The sequence below is a fragment of the Klebsiella sp. PCX genome, assembly GCF_021869705.1.
GTDB classification, from domain to species: domain Bacteria; phylum Pseudomonadota; class Gammaproteobacteria; order Enterobacterales; family Enterobacteriaceae; genus Klebsiella; species Klebsiella quasipneumoniae.
Genome location: NZ_CP091527.1, coordinates 4,891,804 through 4,913,722, shown reverse-complemented (window position 1 = coordinate 4,913,722; position 21,919 = coordinate 4,891,804). Strand labels below are relative to the sequence as shown.

Genomic DNA, 21,919 nt, shown 5'->3' with positions numbered 1-21,919 from the left:
CGAAACTGACAGAGTAAACCTAACATTGAAATTAAAGGTCATCAGTTTTAGCATGTACACCTGCTTTTTAAGGATGCGCTGTATACGTCCTCTGGTTTAATAATAAATTTCGAACGGACAGAGATATGCCAGCAAAAGATCCTGCGGTACCCACGGACGCCACGCTGGGGTACACCTTTCAAAATGATTTTCTGGCGCTTAGCCGGGCATTTTCCCTGCCGGATATTGATTATCATGATATTTCCAGGCGCGAACAGCTGAACGCGGCGCTGAAGCGCTGGCCGCTGCTGGCAGAGTTTGCAGAGAAAAAATAAGGAAGCCGGAGATGGCTATTCTGGGATTACAGGGCGTGCGAGGGGGGACTGGCGTCACGTCCATTACGGCTGCACTCGCCTGGGCGCTGCAATTGCTCGGTGAAACGGTGCTGGCAATCGACGCCAGCCCGGATAATATGCTGCGTTTTTTCTTCAATACCGACATCCATCATCAGGACGGCTGGGCGCGGGCGCTGCTCGATGGCCGGGACTGGCGCGACGCGGGTCTGCGCTATACGCAGCATATCGATCTGCTGCCGTTTGGCCAGCTCAGCGCGGGCGAAAGAGAAAACGTCGACCAGCTGCAGTCCACCCTGGGGGCGATGACGGAGGCCGTACTGCAGCTGCAGGGGCAGTACCGCTGGCTACTGCTGGATCTGCCGGCGGGCTATTCGCCGTTGACCCGCGAGCTGCTGACGCTCTGCGACCGCTCGCTGGTGGTGGTCCATCCCGACGCCAACAGCCATATCCGTTTGCACCAGCAGCCCTTTCCGGCCAACAGCGATATTCTGATTAACGATCTGCGGGTCGGCAGCCAGCTGCAGGAAGATCTCTACCAGCTGTGGCTCGAGAGCCAGCCGCGCATCCTGCCGGTGACCATTCATCGCGACGAGGCGATGGCCGAGTGCCTGGCGGCGAAGCAGCCCCTTGGGGAGTATCGCCAGGACTCTCTGGCGGCGGAAGAGGTACTGACCCTGGCGAACTGGTGTCTGATCCACTATGCCGGCGGGAGGCCGGCATGATCCGCCTCAGCACGCTGCTGCTGGCCCTGCCGGTGGGGGAACGGCTGCGCGCGCGCTATGACGACTACCGGCAGCATGGCGCCTCATGGCTGTCGGCGTCGCTTGGCTGCCTGTGGGCATCGCTGGTCTGGGCGCTAATGCCGCTGGAGACGCCGCGATGGCAGGCGATTCTGGCGCACCATGACACCTATTTCCCCCATATTAATCCGCATCGGCCACGTCCGCTGGATCCGCTGCGCTACCTGCTGCAATCCCTGTGGTTACTGACAACGCGCGTGCCGGAGCCGGAGAAAAAGGTCAACTGGCGTTCGCTGGCGGCGCTGGAAGGGGTGCACGGTCGCTATACGCAGTGGCTGGAAAAATTGCCTGAGCAGGTCAACGCCCGCACCGGTCATCTGGATAAACAGAAAGAGCTGGCGCACCTCAATCCCAAACTGCGCCGGGCGATCCTTGGGGGGGTGACCTGCTGCTCGCTGGTGCTGGCGCTGATGTGTATTACGCAGCCTTTTAACCCGCTGTCGCAGTTTATCTTCCTGATGCTGCTGTGGGGCGTGGCGCTGCTGGTGCGGCGCATCCCCGGCCGCTTCTCGGCGCTGATGCTGATCGTGCTGTCGCTGACGGTCTCGTGCCGCTATATCTGGTGGCGCTATACCTCGACGCTGAACTGGAACGACCCGGTAAGCCTGGTGTGCGGGATTATTTTGCTGTTCGCTGAGACCTACGCCTGGGTGGTGCTGGTGCTGGGCTACTTCCAGGTGGTCTGGCCGTTGAACCGCCAACCGGTGCCGCTGCCGGAGGACATGGATCTGTGGCCGACGGTGGACATCTTCGTCCCCACCTACAACGAAGATCTCAACGTGGTGAAAAACACCATCTACGCCTCGCAGGGCATCGACTGGCCGAAGGACAAGCTTAACATCTGGATCCTCGACGACGGCGGACGGGAAGCGTTTCGCCAGTTTGCCAAAGATGTCGGGGTGCACTATATCGCCCGTACCAGCCATGAGCACGCCAAAGCCGGCAACATCAACAATGCGCTGAAATACGCCAAAGGGGAGTTCGTCTCGATCTTTGACTGCGACCATGTGCCGACGCGCTCGTTTCTGCAGATGACCATGGGCTGGTTCCTGAAAGAGAAAGAGCTGGCGATGATGCAGACCCCGCACCACTTCTTCTCGCCCGATCCCTTCGAGCGCAACCTTGGTCGTTTTCGCAAAACGCCGAACGAAGGGACGCTATTCTACGGCCTGGTGCAGGACGGGAACGACATGTGGGACGCCACCTTCTTCTGCGGCTCCTGCGCCGTGATTCGCCGTGGCCCGCTGGATGAGATCGGCGGAATCGCCGTCGAAACGGTGACCGAAGATGCCCACACCTCGCTGCGCCTGCACCGGCGGGGTTACACCTCCGCCTATATGCGTATTCCGCAGGCGGCGGGGCTGGCGACGGAGAGTTTATCCGCGCATATCGGCCAGCGCATCCGCTGGGCGCGCGGGATGGTGCAGATATTCCGCCTCGATAATCCGCTGTTTGGCAAAGGCCTGAAGCTGGTACAGCGCGTCTGCTACGCCAACGCCATGCTTCACTTTCTCTCCGGTATTCCGCGCCTCATCTTCCTCACGGCGCCGCTGGCCTTTTTGCTGCTCCATGCCTATATCATTTATGCGCCAGCGCTGATGATCGCGCTATTCGTGTTGCCGCATATGATCCACGCCAGCCTGACCAACTCGAAGATTCAGGGCAAATATCGCCATTCGTTCTGGAGTGAAATCTACGAGACGGTGCTCGCCTGGTATATCGCGCCGCCCACCTTTGTGGCGCTGATTAATCCGCATAAAGGCAAATTCAACGTCACCGCGAAGGGCGGACTGGTGGAAGAGGAGTATGTCGACTGGGTGATTTCCCGGCCCTATATCTACCTCGTGCTGCTCAACCTGGTCGGCGTCGCGGTGGGGATCTGGCGCTTTATGTACGGCCCGGAAAACGAAATTCTCACCGTCTGGGTGAGTATTGTCTGGGTGTTCTACAACCTGATTATTCTTGGCGGCGCGGTGGCGGTCTCGGTCGAAAGCAAGCAGGTCCGCCGGTCGCATCGTGTCGAAATGAGCATGCCGGCGGCAATTGCCCGCGAAGATGGCCATCTGTTCTCCTGCACCGTTCACGACTATTCCGACGGTGGGCTGGGGATCAAAATTCACGGCGACGCTCAGGTGTTGGAGGGGCAGAACGCCAGGCTGCTGCTCAAACGGGGACAGCAGGAGTATGCCTTCCCGGTGCGGGTCGCGCGGGTCAACGGCAGCGAAGTGGGATTGCAGCTGCTGCCGTTGACCAACCAGCAGCATATCGATTTTGTGCAGTGTACGTTTGCCCGCGCCGATACGTGGGCGCTTTGGCAGGATAGCTTCCCGGAAGACAAGCCGATGGAAAGCCTGCTGGATATCCTCAAGCTGGGGTTCCGTGGCTATCGTCACCTGGCGGAGTTTTCGCCGCCGTCGGTGAAGGTGGTTTTCCGCGCGCTCACCTCGCTGGTGGCATGGATAGTGTCGTTTGTACCCCGACGCCCTGAACGCGCCGCGCCGACGCTCTCCGCAGACCCGGCAATGGCTCAACAATGATGATAATGCGATGAAAAGAAAACTTTCCTGGATGTGTGCAGTAGCGGTGGGCATGTGCAGCTGGTATCCGCTGGCCTCTTACGCGGCGCCGGCCACCGTGGTGAATCCGGCCCCTGGCGTTCAACCGCAGGCGGCCTCCCCGCTCGCGCCGGTGACGACAGGCGAGCCGACGGCAACCCTCGCCGAACCGACCGCTCCGGCGGTGGTCGCCGAGAACGTCCCGCAGCGGGAGGTGAAGCTGACCTTTGCCACCATCGCGCCGCCTCCGGGCAGCATTGTGCTGCGCGGCTCACGGCCTGACGCCTCGGTTGAATTCGGCATGCGTAGCGATGAGCTGGTCGCTAATGCGCTGCTCAATCTGGAATACACCCCGTCGCCCTCGCTGCTGCCCGTGCAGTCGCAGCTGAAAGTCTATCTCAACGATGAGCTGATGGGCGTCCTGCCCGTCACCAAAGAGCAGCTGGGGAAAAAGATCCGCGCGCAGTTGCCGATTGACCCGCTGTATATCACCGACTTCAACCGTATACGGCTGGAGTTTGTCGGCCACTACCGCGATGTCTGCGAAAACCCGGCCAGCAGCACGCTATGGCTGGACGTCGGGCGCGAAAGCTATCTGGATCTCACCTACCAGTCGCTGAAGGTGCATAACGATCTGTCGCACTTCCCGGTACCGTTCTACGATCCGCGCGACAACCGCCCGCTGACGCTGCCGATGATTTTCCCGGGCTCGCCGGCGGTGGCCCAGCAGCAGGCGGCGGCGATTATCGCTTCATGGTTCGGCAGCAAGGCCGGCTGGCGCGGCCAGCAGTTCCCGGTCTATTTCAACGAACTGCCGGATCGTAACGCCATTGTCTTCGCCACCAACGACAAGCGTCCGGATTTCCTGCGCGATCATCCGCCGGTCAACGCGCCGACCATCGAAATGATCGACAACCCGAACGATCCTTACGTCAAGCTGCTGGTTATTTTCGGCCGCGATGATAAAGACCTGCTGCTGGCGGCGAAGGGGATTGCCCAGGGCAATATTCTGTTCCGCGGCAGCAGCGTCACCGTGGACGGCATCAAAACCCTGCAGCCGCGGCAGCCATACGATGCGCCAAACTGGGTGCGCACCGACCGCTCGGTCACCTTTGCTGAGCTGAAAACCTATGAGCAACAGCTGCAGTCCAGCGGGCTGGTGCCGGATGCCATCACCGTGGCGCTTAACCTGCCGCCGGATCTCTATCTGCTGCGGGCCAACGGCATCGATATGGATCTGAAATATCGCTATACCATGCCGCCGGTGAAGGATAGCTCGCGGATGGATATCAGCCTTAACGACCAGTTCCTGCAGTCGTTCAGCCTTAACAGCTCGCAGGATGTGAACAAACTGATCCTGCGCCTGCCGGTGCTGCAGGGGCTGCTGGACGGCAAATCGGAGGTTACCATACCCGCGCTGCGTCTTGGGGCGGTGAACCAGCTGCGCTTTGACTTCCAGTACATGAACCCGATGCCCGGCGGCTCTATCGACAACTGTATTACCTTCCAGCCGGTGCAGAACCATGTGGTGATCGGCGACGATTCGACCATCGACTTCTCGAAGTATTATCACTTTATTGCTCTACCGGACCTGCGCGTCTTCGCCAATGCTGGCTTCCCTTACAGCCGTATGGCGGACCTCGCCGACACCCTGGTGGTGGTGCCGAAGGCGCCGACCCAGGGCCAGGTGGAGACGCTGCTGCAGGCGCTGGGCGGCGTCGGTTCGCAGACCGGCCTGGCGGCGATTAATCTGCAAATGACTGACGATGGCAACCAGATCAAGAATAAAGATGCGGATCTGCTGCTGATCGGCGCGATCCCCTCGTCCCTCAAGGACGATACCAAAATCAACCTGCTGGTCGAGGCGACCAAAAGCTGGGTGAAAATGCCGATGCGTCATTACGACCTGGCGAGCATTTATCCCGATGATGAGGCCCGCACGCCCAACACCCGCACCGACATCACCTCTTCCGGACCGATGGCGGCGGTGATTGGCTTCCAGTCGCCCTACAACGATCAGCGCAGCGTGGTGGCCCTGCTGGCCGACAGCCCGCGCGGTAATGAACTGCTAACCAACGCCCTCAACGACAGCGGTAAGCGGGCGGCGATGTTTGGCTCGGTGGCGGTGATCCGCGAATCCGGCGTCAACAGCCTGCGGGTGGGCGATGTTTACTATGTCGGCCATCTGCCCTGGTTCGAGCGCATCTGGTTCGCGCTCTCTAACCACCCGATACTGCTGGCGATCTTCGCCGCGGTCAGTATCGTGCTGCTGGCGTGGGTGCTGTGGCGCATGCTGCGCATTATCAGCCGCCGCCGCCTTAGCCTGGATGATGAGTAAACCATGATGAAAGTACTTTGCGGCGCGGTGCTCTCCGCGCTGGTGCTGGCGGCGGGCCAGGCGAGCGCCGCCTGCCAGTGGCCCGCCTGGGAGCAGTTTAAGCAAGCCTACGTCAGCCCCGAGGGGCGGGTGATCGACCCCAGCGATGCGCGCAAAATTTCCACTTCCGAAGGACAGAGCTATGGCCTGTTCTTTGCCCTGGCGGCCAACGATCGCGCGGGGTTCGACAAGCTGCTGACCTGGACGCAGAACAACCTGGCGGAGGGCGACCTGCGGCAGCATCTGCCGGGCTGGCTGTGGGGGAAAAAGGACGACGAGCAGTGGACGCTGCTGGACAGCAATTCGGCATCCGACTCAGATCTGTGGATAGCCTGGGCGCTGCTGGAGGCGGGGCGCCTGTGGCAGCAGCCGCAGTACACCGAGACCGGGAAAGCGCTGCTGGCGCGGATTGTCGATGAAGAGACGGTGGCGGTGCCGGGCCTTGGCACGATGCTGCTGCCGGGAAAAGTCGGTTTTGCCGATGACAGCGGCTGGCGGTTTAACCCCAGCTATCTTCCACCGCAGCTGGCCACCTATTTTGTGCGTTTTGGCGCGCCGTGGCCTGCCCTGCGCGATACTAACCTGCGTCTGCTGCTGGAGACCGCACCGAAAGGCTTTGCCCCGGACTGGGTGCGCTATGAGAAAGGGAAAGGCTGGCAGCTGAAAACGGAGAAGCCGCCGATCGGCAGCTATGACGCGATTCGCGTCTACCTGTGGGTGGGCATGCTTCATGACGGCGATAAGCAGAAAGCGCGTCTGCTGGCCCGCTTTGCGCCGATGGCGGCGCAGACCGCGGAGCAGGGGGTACCGCCGGAGAAAGTGAATATCGCCACTGGCAAAACCAGCGGCCAGGGGCCGGTGGGCTTTTCCGCGGTGATGCTGCCGTTTTTACAGAACGACGAGGCCCGGTCGGTGCAACGGCAGCGCGTCGCCGATAACTATCCCGGCGCGGATGCCTACTACAGCGCGGTCCTGACGCTGTTTGGCCAGGGTTGGGATCAACACCGTTTTCGTTTCACTGCGGGTGGCGAATTACAACCTGACTGGAACCAGGAATGCGCAAGCTCTCACTAAGTTTACTCACGCTGTCCCTCGGCGTTGCGCTGCTGCCGTTAGCGCAGGCGGCGACGACGCCCGCCCAGGAACATCTGCTGGAGCAGGTGCGCCTCGGCGAGGCCAGCAATCGTGAAGACCTGGTGCGCCAGTCGCTGTACCGTCTGGAGCTGATTGACCCCAACAACCCGGACCTGATTGCCGCGCGGATGCGCTATCTGCTGCGCCAGGGGGATGCCGCCGGGGCGCAAAAAGAGCTGGAGCGACTGACGAAGCTGGCGCCGGACTCCCCGGAGCTGAAGGCGTCGCGCAATGAGATGAAAAGCAACACCGGCGAGGGTCGTCAGGCGCTGCAGCAGGCGCGACTGCTGGGCGTGGCCGGGAAGGTCGATGAAGCCATCGCCGCCTACGAAAAGCTGTTCGGCGGCGTGCCGGATGATGTTGATGCCGCGATTGAATACTGGACGCTGGTGGCGCGCCTGCCGGCCCGTCATAGCGAAGGCGTCAGCCAGCTGAAAAAACTGAACGCCAGCGCGCCGGGCAACGTCAGCCTGCTCACGGCGCTGGCGAAGCAGATGTTTGCCGATAACAAACCGCAGGAAGGGTTCGCCTATCTGGCGGAAATGGCCCGCTCGGCCTCAGGACGCGGTATCGCCGCCGATATGTGGTACAGCGAGGTGAAAAGCATGCCGGTGAGCAAGGCCAGCGTGCAGGCGTTGCAGCAATTCCTGCTGCAGTTTCCTACCGGCTCGGTGGCGGCGAACGCCCGCGTCCTGCTCGACCAGCAGCAGGCGCAGCTGCAGGATCCGACGTTCCGCGCCCGCTCGGAAGGGCTGGCGGCGGTCAAATCCGGAAATACCTCGCAGGCGGTGGCGGATCTGCAGAAAGCCGTTCAGGCCGACAGCCGCGACAGCGATGCGGTGGGCGCCCTCGGCCAGGCCTATTCCCAGCGCGGCGACCGCGCGCGGGCGGTGGCCCAGCTCAATAAAGCGATTGCCATGGATCCCGACAGCCCGAATCGCGGCAAATGGGACAGCCTGCTGCAAACCAACCGCTACTGGCTGCTGATCAAGCAGGGGGATAACGCCCTGAAGGCCGGTCAGCTTGCGCAGGCGCAGAATTATTATGCCCAGGCGCAGCGGGTCGATCGGACCGACAGCTATGCCGTGCTGGGGCTGGGCGACGTCGCGGCGGCGCGCAAAGAGTCGGCGGCGGCGGAGCGCTATTATCAGCAGGCGTTGCGCCTGGATCGCGGCAATAACCTGGCGGTGCGCGGCCTGGCCAACCTCTATCGCGCCGAATCGCCCGAGAAAGCCAGCGCCTGGATCGCCGGCCTTCCTGCTGCCCAGCGGCGCAGTATTGATGATATCGAGCGCAGCCTGACCAACGACCGGCTGGAGAAACAGGCGCAGGCCCTGGAGAGCCAGGGCAACTGGGCGCAGGCGGCGGAAGTCCAGCGTCGGCGCCTGGCGCTCGATCCGGACAGCGTGTGGATCACCTATCGTCTGGCGCGGGATCTGGTCAGCGCCGGCGAACGCCAGCAAGCCGATGCGCTGATGCGGGCGATGGTCAACCGCCAGCCGCAGGATGCTGAACGGATATACGCCTCGGGGCTGTACCTGTCGGGGAACGACCAGGACGATCTGGCGCTGGCGCAAATCGCCACCCTGCCGCGCAGCGCGTGGACGGATAACATCCGTGAACTGGAGGCGCGTCTGCAAAGCGACCGGGTGCTGCGCCAGGCGAACCAATTGCGCGACAGCGGCGAGGAAGCGCAGGCGATCGCCCTCATCAAACAGCAGCCGGCCTCGGTACGCTATAACCTGACGCTGGCCGACTGGGCGCAGCAGCGCGGCGACAACCAGACGGCGATTGCCGACTATCAGCGGGTGCTGCGTCAGGAAGCCGACAACGGCGATGCGCGCCTCGGCCTTGCGGAAGTCTACCTGGCCGAGGGGGATAAACCGGCCGCCCGGGCGCAGGTCATGCAGCTGAAAGGCGCAGAAGCCGAATCCATGAATATGCAGCGGCGGGTCGCCCTGGCGCGAGCTGGCCTTGGCGATACCGCTGACGCCCAACGGATTTTTAACCAGATTGTGCCGCAGGCGAAGGCGCAGCCGCCCTCGATGGAGAGCGCGCTGGTGCTGCGCGATGCCGCGCGCTTTGCCACCCGGAACGGGGAGCCGCAGCAGGCGCTGACCCACTACCAGGAGGCGATGGTGGCCTCCGGCATCACCCCCGCGCAGCCGCAGGATAACGATACCTTTACCCGGCTGACGCGCAACGACAGCCGGGATGACTGGCTGAAGCGCGGGATCCGCAGCGATGCCGCCGACCTTTATCGCCAGCAGGATCTGAACGTCACCCTGGAACATGACTTCTGGGGATCCAGCGGCACCGGCGGCTATTCCGATCTGAAGGCGCATACCACCATGCTGCAGGTGGATGCCCCGCTAGCGGATGGCCGGATGTTCTTCCGCACCGACCTGGTCAATATGGATGCCGGCAGCTTTTCCACCCACAGTGACGGGAGCTACTCGCCCAGTTGGGGCACCTGTGGGGAGATCGCCTGCACCAGCGGCAGTAAAAATCAGACCGACAGCGGGGCCAGCGTGGCGGTCGGCTGGCAGAACGACACCTGGAGCGGGGATATCGGCACCACGCCGATGGGCTTCAATGTCGTCGATGTGGTCGGCGGCCTGAGCTACAGCAGCGACGTCGGGCCAGTGGGGTACACGGTCAACGTCCACCGGCGGCCCATCTCCAGCTCGCTGCTCTCCTTCGGCGGGCAGAAAGACAGCAACAGCCATACCGGCACCACCTGGGGCGGTGTCCGCGCCGACGGCGGCGGTGTGAGCCTCAGCTATGACCGGGGCGAAGCGCACGGGATCTGGTCCTCGCTGGGGGCCGACTCGTTGACCGGTAAAAACGTGGCGGATAACTGGCGCGTGCGCTGGATGACCGGCTACTACTACAAGGTGATTAACGAGAATAATCGTCGCGTCACCGTCGGTCTCAACAATATGATCTGGCACTACGACAAAGATCTCAGCGGCTACACCCTCGGCCAGGGCGGCTATTACAGCCCGCAGGAGTACCTCTCTTTCGCCGTGCCGGTGACCTGGCGTCAGCGCACGGAGAACTGGTCCTGGGAACTCGGCGGGTCGGTGTCATGGTCCCATTCGCGTACCCAAACGCAGGCCCGCTATCCGCTGCTGAACCTGATCCCGTCCGACCACCGGCAGCGCGCCAGCGAACTGACGGAGCAGGGCAGCAGCAGCCAGGGATTCGGTTACACCGCCAGAGCGCTGGTGGAGCGGCGGGTGACCAGCAACTGGTTCGTTGGCGCCGCGGTCGATATTCAGCAGGCGAAGGATTATACCCCAAGCCATGCGCTGCTTTACGTCCGCTACTCGGCGGCAGGCTGGCAGGGGGATCTGGATATGCCGCCCCAGCCGCTGGTGCCTTACGCCGACTGGTAGCAGAATAGGCTGAATTACGTCACAGAGCGCCACTCCACGGCGCGCTTCGCGTATACTCGTGAGGCGTTGCCCACCGTCGGCCGCCGGGGAGGTCTCTCCGGCGTCTGCGTCACCGCGTGGAAATATCCCGTCACTTCATCCCTCGCGGGCGTGGGCGAAGGATTTGAGTATATAATCAGCCTGAAACGACCGGGATTGAAGGATTGATACCGGGTATGCATTCAGTATCAGTGGAGAACACCGTTGCGCGTCAGCCGTTCACTTACAATCAAACAGATGGCGATGGTCGCGAGCGTGTCCATGGCCTTTGTATTGGTTTTTTGCACTATTTTGCTGTTTCACTTTGTGCAACAGAGTCGCTTTACCACGGCCACGCAGTTAGAAAGTATCGCGCGATCCGTTCGCGAACCGCTGTCGGCGGCTATTCTGAAAGCCGATATTCCGGAAGCGGAAGCTATTTTAAGCCGTATCCAGCCTGCTGGCATCGTCAGCCGGGCGGATGTGGTCTTGCCCAACCAGTTCCAGGCGTTACGGATGCGGTTTATCCCCGAGCGGTCGGTGCCGGTGACCATCACCCGGCTGTTTGAGCTGCCGGTGCAGATTTCGCTGCCCATTTATTCGCTGGAGCGGCCGGCCAACCCGCAGCCGCTGGCCTATCTGGTGCTGCAGGCCGATTCCTATCGCATGTATAAATTCGTCATGAGCGCCCTTGCTACGTTAGTGACTGCTTACTTACTTCTGGTGCTGATGTTGACGGTGGCGCTCACCTGGTGCATCAACCGGCTGATGGTTCGCCCTCTGCGGCGTATCGCCCGCGAGCTGAACGATCTCTCCCAGCAGGAGCGTCTTGGGCATCAGCTGACCCTCCCGCGCCTGCACCATGACGACGAGATCGGCATGCTGGTGCGCAGCTATAACCGCAACCAGCAGAGCCTGGTGCGCCAGCATGATGAGCTGTCCATCCAGTCGACCCGCTTCCCGGTCTCCGAGCTGCCGAATAAAGCCTTTTTGCTGGCGATGCTGGAGCAGACGGTGGCCCGCCCGCAGAGCGCCGCGCTGATCGTCGTCGCCTGTGAAACCCTACAGGACGCCGCCGGCGTGCTCAAGGAGAGCCAGCGCGAAATGCTGCTCCTGACGCTGGTGGAGAAGCTGCGCGCCGCGATCCCGCCGCAGATGGTGCTGGCCCAGGTGAGCGGCTATGACTTCGCCATTCTCGCCGATGGCCTCGCCGAATCCTGGCAGGCGGTGACGTTAAGTAAGCAAGTGCTCACTATTATTAATGAACGTTTGCCGCTGCATGGTCTGCAGCTGCGACCCTACGCCAGCGTCGGGATCGCTATGTTCCACCCCGGCCTCAGCGCCGAACAGTTTTACCGGCGCGCGGTGTCGGCCGCCGTCACCGCAAGACGCAAAGGTAAAAACCAGATTGAGTTCTTCGATCCCGAGCAGATGGAAAAGGCTCAGCGTCGCTTGATGGAAGAGCACGATATAATGACCGCCCTCGACAACCAGCAGTTCGCTATCTGGCTGCAGCCGCAGGTGGCCTGCGCCAGCGGCGAGATCTGCGGCGCCGAGGTGCTGCTGCGTCAGCGGCAGGCGGATGGCAGCTGGTCGCTACCGCCGGCGCTGATTGAACGCATTGAGTCCTGCGGGCTGATTATCCCGGTCGGCTACTGGGTGATGGAAGAGGCCTGCCGCCAGCTGGCTGCCTGGCAAAGCCAGGGGATTATGCTGCCGCTGTCGGTCAATGTTTCGCTGCTTCAGCTGCTGGAGCACGATCGCGGCGAGGAGATGCTGAAGCTGATCGCCCGCTACCGCATCGCGCCGGGGACCTTAATCCTCGAGGTGACGGAGAGCTGCCGGATGGACGATCCGCAGGACGTGATGGCGCGGTTGCAGCCTCTGCGCGAGGCCGGGGTACGTATTGCGCTGGATGATTTTGGCATGGGTTACGCCGGGTTGCACCAGCTGCAGCAGATGAAGGCCCTGCCGGTTGATATCCTGAAAATCGATAAGGTATTCATCGATATGCTGCCGGAGGATGTCAGCATGGTGCCGGCGATGATCCAGCTCGCGCGCGGCCTGTCGCTACGTATCGTGGCGGAAGGGGTGGAGAACGAGGCCCAGTACCGCTGGTTGCAAGCCGCCGGCGTCGAGGTGCTCCAGGGCCATCTGTTCGGTTGCGCTTTACCGCAGGAGGCGTTCAGCGCGCGCTATCTCTCCCCGGTCCGGGAGGATGCAAATTTGTAAATGTTTTGTTGACTTGTGCGAGTCAGCTCAAAGATTTTAACAATTGCGTTGCACTTTCGGCGTTAGTTATTTCTGAAATGTTTCCAGGGTGTTATTTTTAAGCCACAGACGTCAAATATCCCTTCTTGCTCTGTGGTTATTCCCAAAGGACACCCTATGAAAACCTCTATCTTTAAAAGCCTCTATGTCCAGGTTCTGACGGCCATAGCGATCGGTATTCTGCTGGGCCATTTTTACCCGGAACTGGGCGCGCAAATGAAACCCTTCGGCGACGCCTTCGTTAAGCTGATTAAAATGGTGATTGCTCCGGTTATCTTCTGTACCGTCGTGACGGGGATCGCCGGGATGGAGAGCATGAAAGCCGTTGGCCGTACCGGGGCGGTAGCGCTACTCTATTTCGAAGTGGTCAGCACCATCGCGCTGATTATCGGTCTGATTATCGTCAACGTGGTGCAGCCGGGGGCCGGGATGAACGTCGACCCGTCGACGCTCGATGCGAAAGCGGTGGCGGTGTACGCTGAGCAGGCGAAAGACCAGGGGGTGGTGGCCTTTTTACTGGATGTGATCCCGGGCAGCGTCATTGGCGCCTTCGCCAGCGGCAACATCCTGCAGGTTCTGCTGTTCGCCGTTCTGTTTGGCTTTGCCCTGCATCGTCTGGGCAGCAAGGGCCAGCTGATTTTCAACGTCATTGAAAGTTTCTCGCAGGTCATCTTCGGCATCATCAATATGATTATGCGCCTGGCGCCGATCGGCGCCTTCGGGGCCATGGCCTTCACCATCGGTAAATATGGCGTCGGCACCCTGGTGCAGCTGGGGCAGCTGATCATCTGCTTCTATATCACCTGTATCCTGTTCGTGGTGCTGGTGCTGGGGAGCATCGCCCGGGCCACCGGCTTCAGCATCTTTAAATTTATCCGCTATATCCGTGAAGAGCTGCTGATCGTGCTGGGGACCTCCTCATCCGAATCGGCGCTGCCGCGCATGCTCGACAAGATGGAGAAGCTCGGCTGTCGTAAGTCGGTGGTGGGCCTGGTGATCCCGACCGGCTATTCGTTTAACCTCGACGGCACCTCTATCTATCTGACGATGGCGGCGGTGTTTATCGCCCAGGCGACCAACAGCCATATGGATATTTTCCATCAAATCACCCTGCTGGTGGTGCTGCTGCTCTCCTCGAAAGGGGCGGCGGGAGTGACCGGCAGCGGCTTCATCGTGCTGGCGGCGACCATCTCGGCGGTTGGGCATTTACCGGTCGCTGGCCTGGCGCTGATCCTCGGTATCGACCGCTTTATGTCCGAAGCCCGCGCTTTGACTAACCTGGTCGGTAACGGCGTCGCCACGGTGGTGGTGGCAAAATGGGTGAAAGAACTCGATGCCAAACAGATGGATGATGTGCTGAATAACCGTGTTCCCGCGAACAAAACGCACGAATTATCCTCTTAAATCCTCCTCTTAGGCCCGTACTCCCTTGCTGGAGTACGGGCTCCTGCGCATAATTAGAGGTCATTTCCGCCCGGCGGGAATGACACGAAATGATTATTTTACGTTGTCATGCGACATTTTCGTCTCCGTGTGGTCTAACCGACGTATTTCACTCTCACTTTTTTCGGCAGCCCGTCAGTGGGATGCTGTTGTAACCAGGAATGTTCATCAGGGGTTCACATGCAGGGCACAACAATTAAACTCTTAACGGGCGGTTTGCTGATGGTAGCGGCGGCCGGTTATGTGCAGGCAGAAGCGCTCCAGCCTGATCCGGCCTGGCAACAAGGGACCTTAGCGAATGGGTTGTCGTGGCAGGTGCTGGCCACGCCGCAGCGTCCCAGCGACCGTATCGAAGTCCGTCTGTCCGTGAATATTGGCTCGCTGAGCGAAAGCACTCAGCAGAGCGGTTTCAGCCGTTTTATTCCCCGTCTGGCGTTGACGCAAAGCGGCAGCCTGCCGACGATGCAGGCGCGCTCGCTGTGGCAGCAGAGTATTGACCCGAAGCGTCCTCTGCCGCCGGCCATCGTCTCCTACGATTACACGATGTTTAATCTCAGCCTGCCGAATAACCGCAACGATCTGCTGAAAGAGGCGCTGAGCTGGCTGGCGGACGCCAGCGGTAAACTGACCATTACGCCTGAATCGATCAATCACGCGCTGCAGGGCAGCGACATGGTGGCGACCTGGCCGCTGGATACCAAAGAGGGCTGGTGGCGCTATCGCCTGAAGGGCTCCACCATGCTGGGCCACGATCCCGCCGCGCCGCTGAAGCAGCCGATCGACGTGGCGCAGCTGAAAGACTTTTATCAAAAATGGTACACCCCTGACGCCATGACGCTGATCGTGGTGGGTAACGTCGACAGCCGCAGCGTCGCTGAGCAAATCAGCAAGACCTTTGGCGATCTGAAGGGGAAGCGGGAAACGCCGGCGGCGGTGCCGACCTTATCGCCGCTGCCCACCGTGCCGGTCAGCATCATGACCAGCGCCGTGCGCCAGGACAAACTGTCCATCATGTGGGACGCCCCCTGGCAGCCGATCCGCGATTCCGCAGCGCTGCAGCGCTACTGGCGCGACGACCTCGCCCGCGAAGCGCTGTTCTGGCACGTGCAGCAGAGCCTGAGCAAAAATAACGTCAAGGATATTGGGCTTGGTTTCGACTGCCGGGTGCTCTATCAGCGCGCGCAGTGCGCCATCAATATCGAATCGCCGGGCGAGCGCCTGAATAACAATCTGAGCGTGGTTTCGCGCGAATTGGCGAAAGTGCGCGACAACGGCCTGCCGCAGGAGGAGTTTGACGCGCTTATCGCCCAGAAAAGCCTCGAGCTGCAGAAGCTGTTTGCCACCTATGCGCGCACCGATACCGACATTCTGATGAGCCAGCGCATGCGCTCCCTGCAAAATCAGGTGGTGGATATCGCGCCGGAGCAGTACCAGAAGCTGCGTCAGGAGTTCCTCAACTCCCTGACGGTGGACATGCTGAACCAGTACCTGCGTCAGCAACTCTCTCAGGATATGGCGCTGGTGTTACAGCAGCCGAAAGGCGAACCGGAATACAACATGAAGGAGCTGCAGGCCACGTGGGAAAAACTGATGGCGCCGAGTCCGGCGAGTCCGGCGGCCGCAGCGACCAGCGGCAGCGCCGATACGGTTGACGCCCACAGCGAGGCCAGCGACATCCCGTCGGGGCAGTAACCTGACGCCTCTCCGGCGCGCCAGCGGCGGCCGGAGAGCGCTTACAGGTGAGGATTATTGCGGCATCGCTTCCCGCGGGATGATCGCCCCGCGATACTGGATCACCGTGCTGGCGGTCAGATGTCCGCGTCTGGCGGCGGATTCAGCATCGCCGCCGGTCAGGCGAACGGCCAGATAGCCGGCGCTGAAGGAGTCGCCGGCGGCGGTGGTATCCACCACCTTCTCTTTGGCCAGCTTGACGGCCGGCACTTCCCGCAGCGGTTGCCCGCTAACCGAGACCAGGCAGGCATCCGCTCCGCGCTTCACCACCACCTCTTCCACGCCGGCGGCGTGGGTGCGGGCGATCACCTCGGCGACCGGTTTTTCCCCCCACAGCGCGTCTTCATCGTCGAGGGTCAGAAACGCGATATCGGTGCAGGCGAGCATCTCCTGATAAACCTGCTGCGTCTCCGCCTGGCTGGCCCACAGGCGCGGGCGATAGTTGTTGTCGAAGATCACCTTGCCGCCGTTGGCGCGGCACTCACGCAGCAGCGTGAACAACGTTGCACGACTGACCGGGCTGAGAATGGCGAGGCTGATACCGCTCAGATAGAGATAGTCGAAAGTGGCCAGCTCTTCGCAAATCGCCGCTGCGCGATCGCTCTCCAGCCAGAATTTTGCCGCCGCCTCGTTGCGCCAGTAGTAGAAGGTGCGCTCGCCGGCGTCATCGGTTTCAATGTAATACAGCCCCGGCAGGCGGTCGGCCATCCGCTGGATAAGATTGATGTTGACGTTTTCCTGCTGCCAGCTGTCGAGCATCTGCTGGCTGAACGCATCGGTTCCCAGCGCGGTGACGTAGTGGACGCTCAGCGCGCTGGCATCTGTCTGCCGCGCGATATAGACCGAAGTGTTTAAGGTATCGCCGCCAAAGCCGCGGTTAACGGCCCCGTTCTTCTCTGACAGCTCAATCATGCATTCGCCAATGACGGCAATTTTTTTAGACATAGCCAGAACCTGCAATGGAATCGATATAAGCGCTAGTGTGCGCTGCGCTGTTTTGCTGGTCAATCATATTAAAACATCGTTCCATTATTTTTTTGACCTGACGCGCGTAATGTGACGAAAAGCGCATTTCCAGGAGAAACGCCGCTTTTTGACTATATTCAGGACTGACGTGATGCAAAAGGAGCGGAGTAGGGATGAGCAGAACCCGTAAAACGTTGGTAATCATCACAGGAACGATACTGTTGCTGATCGTTCTCTTCTTTATCGTGCTGGCCACCTTTGACTGGAACCGGCTGAAGCCGACGATCAATCAGAAAGTGTCTGCCGAGCTGAACCGCCCGTTCGCCATCCGCGGCGATCTCGGCGTGGTCTGGGAGCGTCAGCCGGAGGAGCGCGGCTGGCGCAGCTGGATCCCGTGGCCCCATGTGCACGCGGAGGATATCGTGCTGGGCAATCCGCCGGCCATTCCCCAGGTGACCATGATCCACCTGCCGCGGGTGGAGGCGACCCTCGCCCCGCTGGCGCTGCTGAGCAAAACGGTGTATCTGCCGTGGATCAAGCTGGAACGGCCCGACGTGCGGCTGATCCGCCTGGCGGAAGACAACAATAACTGGACCTTTCAGCTGGCTGGCGATCGGCGTGCCGCGGGGGACAGCGCCCCCTCCAGCTGGTCTTTCCGCCTCGATAATATTCTTTTCGACCGCGGGACTATCGCTATCGATGACAAGATCACCCGCAGCGATATCACCATCCTCGTCGATCCTCTAGGCAAACCGCTGCCGTTCAGCGAAGTCACCGGCACGCAGGATCGGCAGAGCGCGGCGAAACCAGGCGACTACGTCTTTGGTCTTTCGCTGAAGGGCCGCTACAAGGGGCAGCCGGTCACCGGCAACGGTAAAATCGGCGGCATGCTGGCCCTGCGCAGCGCAAGCACGCCTTTCCCGCTGCAGGGCGACTTCCGCTCCGGCAATACGCGGGTGGCGTTTAGCGGCACGGTCAGCGACCCGCTCAACGTCGGTGGCATTGACCTGCGGCTGAAATTCGCCGGCGATTCGCTGCGCGACCTCTACGACCTGACCGGCGTGCTGCTGCCGGAGACGCCGTCGTTCTCCACCGACGGCCACCTGCGCGCCGACTTTAAGCAGAAAAACCGCATGCGCTTTGACTATCAGGATTTTAACGGCCGGATCGGCGATAGCGACATTCATGGCTCCCTGACCTATACCACTGGCAAACCGCGACCGAAGCTCAGCGGCGACATGGAGTCGAAGCAGCTGCGGCTGGCGGATCTCGGGCCGTTAATCGGCGTCGACTCCGGCAAAGGGACGAAGAAAAGCGCAGCGCGCCAGGCGGGCGACCGACCGCAGCCGGCGGGTAAAGTGTTGCCGGCGGACCGCTTTGAAACCGATAAATGGCAGGTGATGGATGCCGATGTGCGCTTTAAGGGCCGGAGAATCGAGCACGGCGGCACGCTGCCGATCAGCGATCTGGCGACCCACGTGATCCTGGAGGATGGCGACCTGCGCCTGCAGCCGGTGCGTTTTGGCCTGGCCAACGGGTCGATTGCCGGCAGCGTGCACCTGCAGGGCGATAAAAAGCCGCTGCAGGGTGAGGCTAATCTGCAGGCGCGGCGCCTGAAGCTGAAGGCGCTGATGCCGAACGTCGAGATGATGCAGAAAACCCTCGGCGAGATGAATGGCGACGTTCAGCTGCGCGGCAGCGGCAACTCGGTGGCGGCCCTGCTCGGCAACAGCAACGGCAACCTGAAGCTGCTGATGAACGACGGCCTGATCAGTCGCAACCTGATGGAAATTCTCGGCCTTAACGTTGGCAACTACCTGATCGGCCAGATTTTTGGCGATGAGGAGGTTCGGGTGAACTGCGCGGCGGCCAATATCGACGTGACCAACGGCGTCGCCCGGCCGCAGATTTTTGCCTTCGATACGGAAAACGCGCTGATCAATGTAACCGGGACCGCCAGCTTCGCCTCCGAGCAGCTGGACCTGACCATCGATCCGGAAAGCAAAGGCTTCCGGGTGATCACCCTGCGTTCCCCGCTGTATGTTCGCGGCACCTTTAAATCGCCGCAGGCGGGGGTGAAGGCCGGGCCGCTGATTGTCCGCGGCGCGGTAGCGGCGGCGCTGGCCACCCTGGTGACCCCGGCTGCCGCGCTGCTGGCGCTGGTTTCTCCGGCGGAGGGCGATAGCAACCAGTGCCGGACCATTTTGTCGCAGATGAAAAAGTAGGAGAGCGCCCTGACGCCAGCGGCGTCAGGGCGAAGGATCACAACGACTGGTGGCGGGTCTCGTGGGTCAGCAGCAGGGCGATCAGCGTCAGCGCCGCCATCGCCGCCAGATAGGTGCCGACCGCCGCGAGGCCATAGTTGCCCTGCAGCCAGGCGGCAATGTACGGCGCCACCGAGGCGCCGAGGATCGACGACACGTTATAGGAGAACGATGCCCCGGTGTAGCGCACTTCGGTCGGGAACAGCTCCGGCAGCAGCGCGCCCATCGGGCCAAAGGTCAGTCCCATCAGGCTTAAGCCCAGCAGCAGGAAGGCGAAGACCAGCAGCGGATTGCCGGAGCCCAGCAGCGGTTTAAAGGCGAACAGGGCGAACAAAATAATCATCGTGGTGATGATAATCATGCTCTTACGACGACCAAAGGCATCCGCCAGCAGGCCGGCGATCGGCACCATCACGCCAAAGCCAATCACTGCCATCATCAGCATCCACAGCACTTCGTTACGCGGCAGGCCCAGGCCATTCGGCGCCGCGCCGGTGCTGAAGGTCATCGAGTAGACGGTCATGATGTAGAACAGGGTATAGGTTGCCAGCATGATGAAGGTGCCCAGCACCGTCACGCGAACGTGTTTGGTCAACAGGGTACCCAGCGGGATTTTGACCTGTTTTTTTGCCGCCGCCACTTTGGCGAAGACCGGGGTCTCATGCAGCGAAACGCGAACATAAAGACCGATGATCACCAGCACCGCGGAGAAGATAAACGGCACACGCCAGCCCCATTCCATAAACTGCTGATCGGTTAACAGCCAGGAGAGCAGCAGGAAGGTGCCGTTGGCGAAGAAGAAGCCGATCGGCGCGCCCAGCTGCGGGAAGGAGCCGTACAGGGCGCGCTTGCGCGCCGGGGCGTTTTCCGTAGCCAGCAGCGCCGCGCCGCCCCATTCCCCTCCGAGGCCAAGTCCCTGACCGAAGCGCGCCAGCGCCAGCAGCATCGGCGCGACAATGCCAATGCTTTCATAGCCGGGCAGCAGGCCGATCACCACGGTGGAGATCCCCATGGTTAACAGCGAAGCCACCAGGGTAACCTTGCGGCCGACGCGATCGCCGAAGTGGCCAAACAGCGCGGAGCCGATTGGCCGGGCGACGAAGGCGATGGCGAAGGTGGCCAGCGATTGCAGGGTGGCCGCGGCGGCATCGCCCTGCGGGAAGAAGATATGCGGGAAGACGATGACCGCGGCAGTGGCATAAATGTAGAAGTCGAAAAACTCAATGGCGGTGCCAATGAGCGAGGCGACAACGACTTTATTGCGTGAGTTGACCGGGGCGGTTTCCTGCGTGTTTTCGAGTGTGGTGGCTGTGGCTTGCATAGATCTTTCTTATTTTTGCGCGAACGAAAAGCCATATAGCCACAGCCACAGGGACATTTCAATCTGTAACAAACGAAGAGAATGAGCAAAAAAGCGGCAAAAAGCGGATAATTTTTACGCCAGAAAAAATAGTTCTATGAAATGCTTCACACAATTAAAAGGATAGAGAATAAAACCAGTTTTTCGTTAAATAAAAGTTACGCGCTGGATTTATCTGCTGAAATCAAGCGCGAGGATGAATTTTGCCTCTTTTATTCATCCTCGCAATACGTCAGCGGTGGGTTTTGCCCGGCATCCGTCGGTCGTCTTTATACTCCGCGGTGGCGATCCACGCGGCGCAGAACAGCGTCAGGCGGGCAAAGAAATAGAAAAAGGCCATCAGCCCGAGCACCGATCCGAACGCCGCCCCGGAGGGGGATTTCACCAGCGCCGGCAGCGTCCAGGTCATGACGATTTTGATGATTTCAAAGCCAATCGCCGCGATAAGCGTGCCGCGAAACAGGGCCTTGCGCCGCGGACGATGGCGCGGCAGCCGCCAGAAGATCCAGAAAAAGAGCAGATAGTTGGCAAAAATCGAGATGGCGAGACCGATCAGCCGCCAGGCGGGTTTCAGCCATTCAATATTGTCCAGATACAGCGCGGAGATAATCAACTGCTGGGCGGAACCGGCGACAGAGGTGATCGACAGCGTAATAATCAGCGCCACCAGCAGACCGATCAGCGAGATAAGATCGCGGAAGTATTTTATCCAGATTTTCTCCTCGTCCTGCGGCCGGCGCTCCCAGACGTCGCGTGACTGAGCGCGGATCGCTTCGCGCAGGTTGCCCATCCAGTTAATACCGGAATAGAGCGCCACCAGCAGGCCGACCACACCGACGGCGGTACGCTGCTGCACCGCGGTGTTGATGGTGTTTTTCAGCGTCGCCGCCAGCGTCGGGTCGCTGACGTTTTGCAGAATTTTGTCGAAAATGTCCTGCAGCAGGGTCGGATGCCAGGCCAGAACGAAGCCGGCGGCGGCAAATGAGACCATCAGGATCGGGATCATCGACAGGAACGAGAAATAGGTGATGGCCGCGCCGAACTGATTTCCCAGCCGGTCGTTGAAGCGCTCTGCGGCGCGTAGCAGGTGGGCGATCACCGGGTTGCGCTGCACTTTAGCCGCCGTTCCGGTGACGGTCTTCAGCGCCTGGTTGGCTTTTTGGCCGACGGCCGTGTCATTGAGGGCGTCGAGGGGGCTTTTGCTTTTCTCCGGCTGCGTGTCCGGTTCCTGTGGTGGGCGTCGATCGTCGTTTTCCGGCGTCAT

General features: G+C 61.0%; 13 protein-coding genes. 10 read left to right on the top strand and 3 right to left on the bottom strand.

Annotated elements, in window-relative coordinates:
- Positions 1-125: 125 nt before the first annotated feature.
- The 9 genes from bcsR to GQR96_RS23500 all read left to right on the top strand — a co-directional run bounded on the left by bcsR (position 126) and on the right by GQR96_RS23500 (position 16,026).
- The gene (bcsR, locus tag GQR96_RS23540) at positions 126-314 is read left to right on the top strand and encodes a cellulose biosynthesis protein BcsR (RefSeq protein WP_002921513.1); all 189 of its coding nucleotides are present in this window, start codon (positions 126-128) and stop codon (positions 312-314) included.
- 11 nt (positions 315-325) lie between these two features.
- On the top strand, positions 326-1,057 hold the full coding sequence (gene bcsQ / locus GQR96_RS23535; protein ID WP_069135579.1) for a cellulose biosynthesis protein BcsQ: 732 nt from the start codon (positions 326-328) through the stop codon (positions 1,055-1,057).
- Positions 1,054-3,672, top strand: coding sequence for a UDP-forming cellulose synthase catalytic subunit (gene bcsA, locus GQR96_RS23530; RefSeq protein ID WP_069135580.1), 2,619 nt, complete (start codon positions 1,054-1,056; stop codon positions 3,670-3,672). Before bcsQ ends, bcsA begins: the two co-directional genes overlap by 4 nt.
- Before the next feature lie 10 nt (positions 3,673-3,682).
- Positions 3,683-6,028: a cellulose biosynthesis cyclic di-GMP-binding regulatory protein BcsB gene (gene bcsB / locus GQR96_RS23525; RefSeq protein WP_069734281.1), complete on the top strand. Its 2,346-nt coding sequence runs from the start codon at positions 3,683-3,685 to the stop codon at positions 6,026-6,028.
- A gap of 3 nt (positions 6,029-6,031) precedes the next feature.
- Complete coding sequence (bcsZ, locus tag GQR96_RS23520) at positions 6,032-7,141, top strand: cellulose synthase complex periplasmic endoglucanase BcsZ (RefSeq protein WP_065697474.1); 1,110 nt, start codon at positions 6,032-6,034, stop codon at positions 7,139-7,141.
- Positions 7,123-10,602: a cellulose synthase complex outer membrane protein BcsC gene (bcsC, locus tag GQR96_RS23515; RefSeq protein ID WP_065903798.1), complete on the top strand. Its 3,480-nt coding sequence runs from the start codon at positions 7,123-7,125 to the stop codon at positions 10,600-10,602. Before bcsZ ends, bcsC begins: the two co-directional genes overlap by 19 nt.
- Before the next feature lie 243 nt (positions 10,603-10,845).
- Positions 10,846-12,852, top strand: coding sequence for a biofilm formation regulator HmsP (gene hmsP, locus GQR96_RS23510; RefSeq protein WP_065903801.1), 2,007 nt, complete (start codon positions 10,846-10,848; stop codon positions 12,850-12,852).
- A gap of 156 nt (positions 12,853-13,008) precedes the next feature.
- Positions 13,009-14,295 carry a dicarboxylate/amino acid:cation symporter gene (locus GQR96_RS23505; RefSeq protein WP_004204966.1) on the top strand — a complete coding sequence of 429 codons (1,287 nt, stop codon included), beginning with the start codon at positions 13,009-13,011 and terminating at the stop codon, positions 14,293-14,295.
- A gap of 219 nt (positions 14,296-14,514) precedes the next feature.
- Positions 14,515-16,026 (top strand): M16 family metallopeptidase, encoded by a 1,512-nt coding sequence (locus GQR96_RS23500; RefSeq protein WP_004204964.1) that lies wholly within the window; start codon positions 14,515-14,517, stop codon positions 16,024-16,026.
- 54 nt (positions 16,027-16,080) lie between these two features.
- On the opposite strand, the gene GQR96_RS23495 is transcribed toward GQR96_RS23500, so the two are convergent.
- Complete coding sequence (locus tag GQR96_RS23495; protein WP_032456707.1) at positions 16,081-17,010, bottom strand: 2-dehydro-3-deoxygluconokinase; 930 nt, start codon at positions 17,008-17,010, stop codon at positions 16,081-16,083.
- A 194-nt stretch (positions 17,011-17,204) separates the two neighbouring features.
- Between GQR96_RS23495 and GQR96_RS23490 the strand changes: the two genes are divergently transcribed.
- Positions 17,205-19,256, top strand: coding sequence for an AsmA family protein (locus GQR96_RS23490; RefSeq protein ID WP_017900002.1), 2,052 nt, complete (start codon positions 17,205-17,207; stop codon positions 19,254-19,256).
- A 37-nt stretch (positions 19,257-19,293) separates the two neighbouring features.
- On the opposite strand, the gene GQR96_RS23485 is transcribed toward GQR96_RS23490, so the two are convergent.
- Together GQR96_RS23485 and yhjD are read right to left on the bottom strand one after the other, a co-directional pair.
- Positions 19,294-20,616 (bottom strand): MFS transporter, encoded by a 1,323-nt coding sequence (locus GQR96_RS23485; protein WP_017900001.1) that lies wholly within the window; start codon positions 20,614-20,616, stop codon positions 19,294-19,296.
- 271 nt (positions 20,617-20,887) lie between these two features.
- Entirely contained in the window at positions 20,888-21,919 is a 1,032-nt protein-coding gene (gene yhjD, locus GQR96_RS23480; protein WP_062914623.1) for an inner membrane protein YhjD, read from the bottom strand.

Excerpts from the sequence above, each read along its gene's own strand:
- bcsR (WP_002921513.1), top strand. The coding sequence starts at position 126 with ATGCCAGCAAAAGATCCTGCGGTACCCACGGACGCCACGCTGGGGTAC.
- bcsQ (WP_069135579.1), top strand. The coding sequence starts at position 326 with ATGGCTATTCTGGGATTACAGGGCGTGCGAGGGGGGACTGGCGTCACG.
- bcsA (WP_069135580.1), top strand. The coding sequence starts at position 1,054 with ATGATCCGCCTCAGCACGCTGCTGCTGGCCCTGCCGGTGGGGGAACGG.
- bcsB (WP_069734281.1), top strand. The coding sequence starts at position 3,683 with ATGAAAAGAAAACTTTCCTGGATGTGTGCAGTAGCGGTGGGCATGTGC.
- bcsZ (WP_065697474.1), top strand. The coding sequence starts at position 6,032 with ATGATGAAAGTACTTTGCGGCGCGGTGCTCTCCGCGCTGGTGCTGGCG.
- bcsC (WP_065903798.1), top strand. The coding sequence starts at position 7,123 with ATGCGCAAGCTCTCACTAAGTTTACTCACGCTGTCCCTCGGCGTTGCG.
- GQR96_RS23505 (WP_004204966.1), top strand. The coding sequence starts at position 13,009 with ATGAAAACCTCTATCTTTAAAAGCCTCTATGTCCAGGTTCTGACGGCC.
- GQR96_RS23500 (WP_004204964.1), top strand. The coding sequence starts at position 14,515 with ATGCAGGGCACAACAATTAAACTCTTAACGGGCGGTTTGCTGATGGTA.
- GQR96_RS23495 (WP_032456707.1), bottom strand. The coding sequence starts at position 17,010 with ATGTCTAAAAAAATTGCCGTCATTGGCGAATGCATGATTGAGCTGTCA.
- GQR96_RS23490 (WP_017900002.1), top strand. The coding sequence starts at position 17,205 with ATGAGCAGAACCCGTAAAACGTTGGTAATCATCACAGGAACGATACTG.
- GQR96_RS23485 (WP_017900001.1), bottom strand. The coding sequence starts at position 20,616 with ATGCAAGCCACAGCCACCACACTCGAAAACACGCAGGAAACCGCCCCG.
- yhjD (WP_062914623.1), bottom strand. The coding sequence starts at position 21,919 with ATGACGCCGGAAAACGACGATCGACGCCCACCACAGGAACCGGACACG.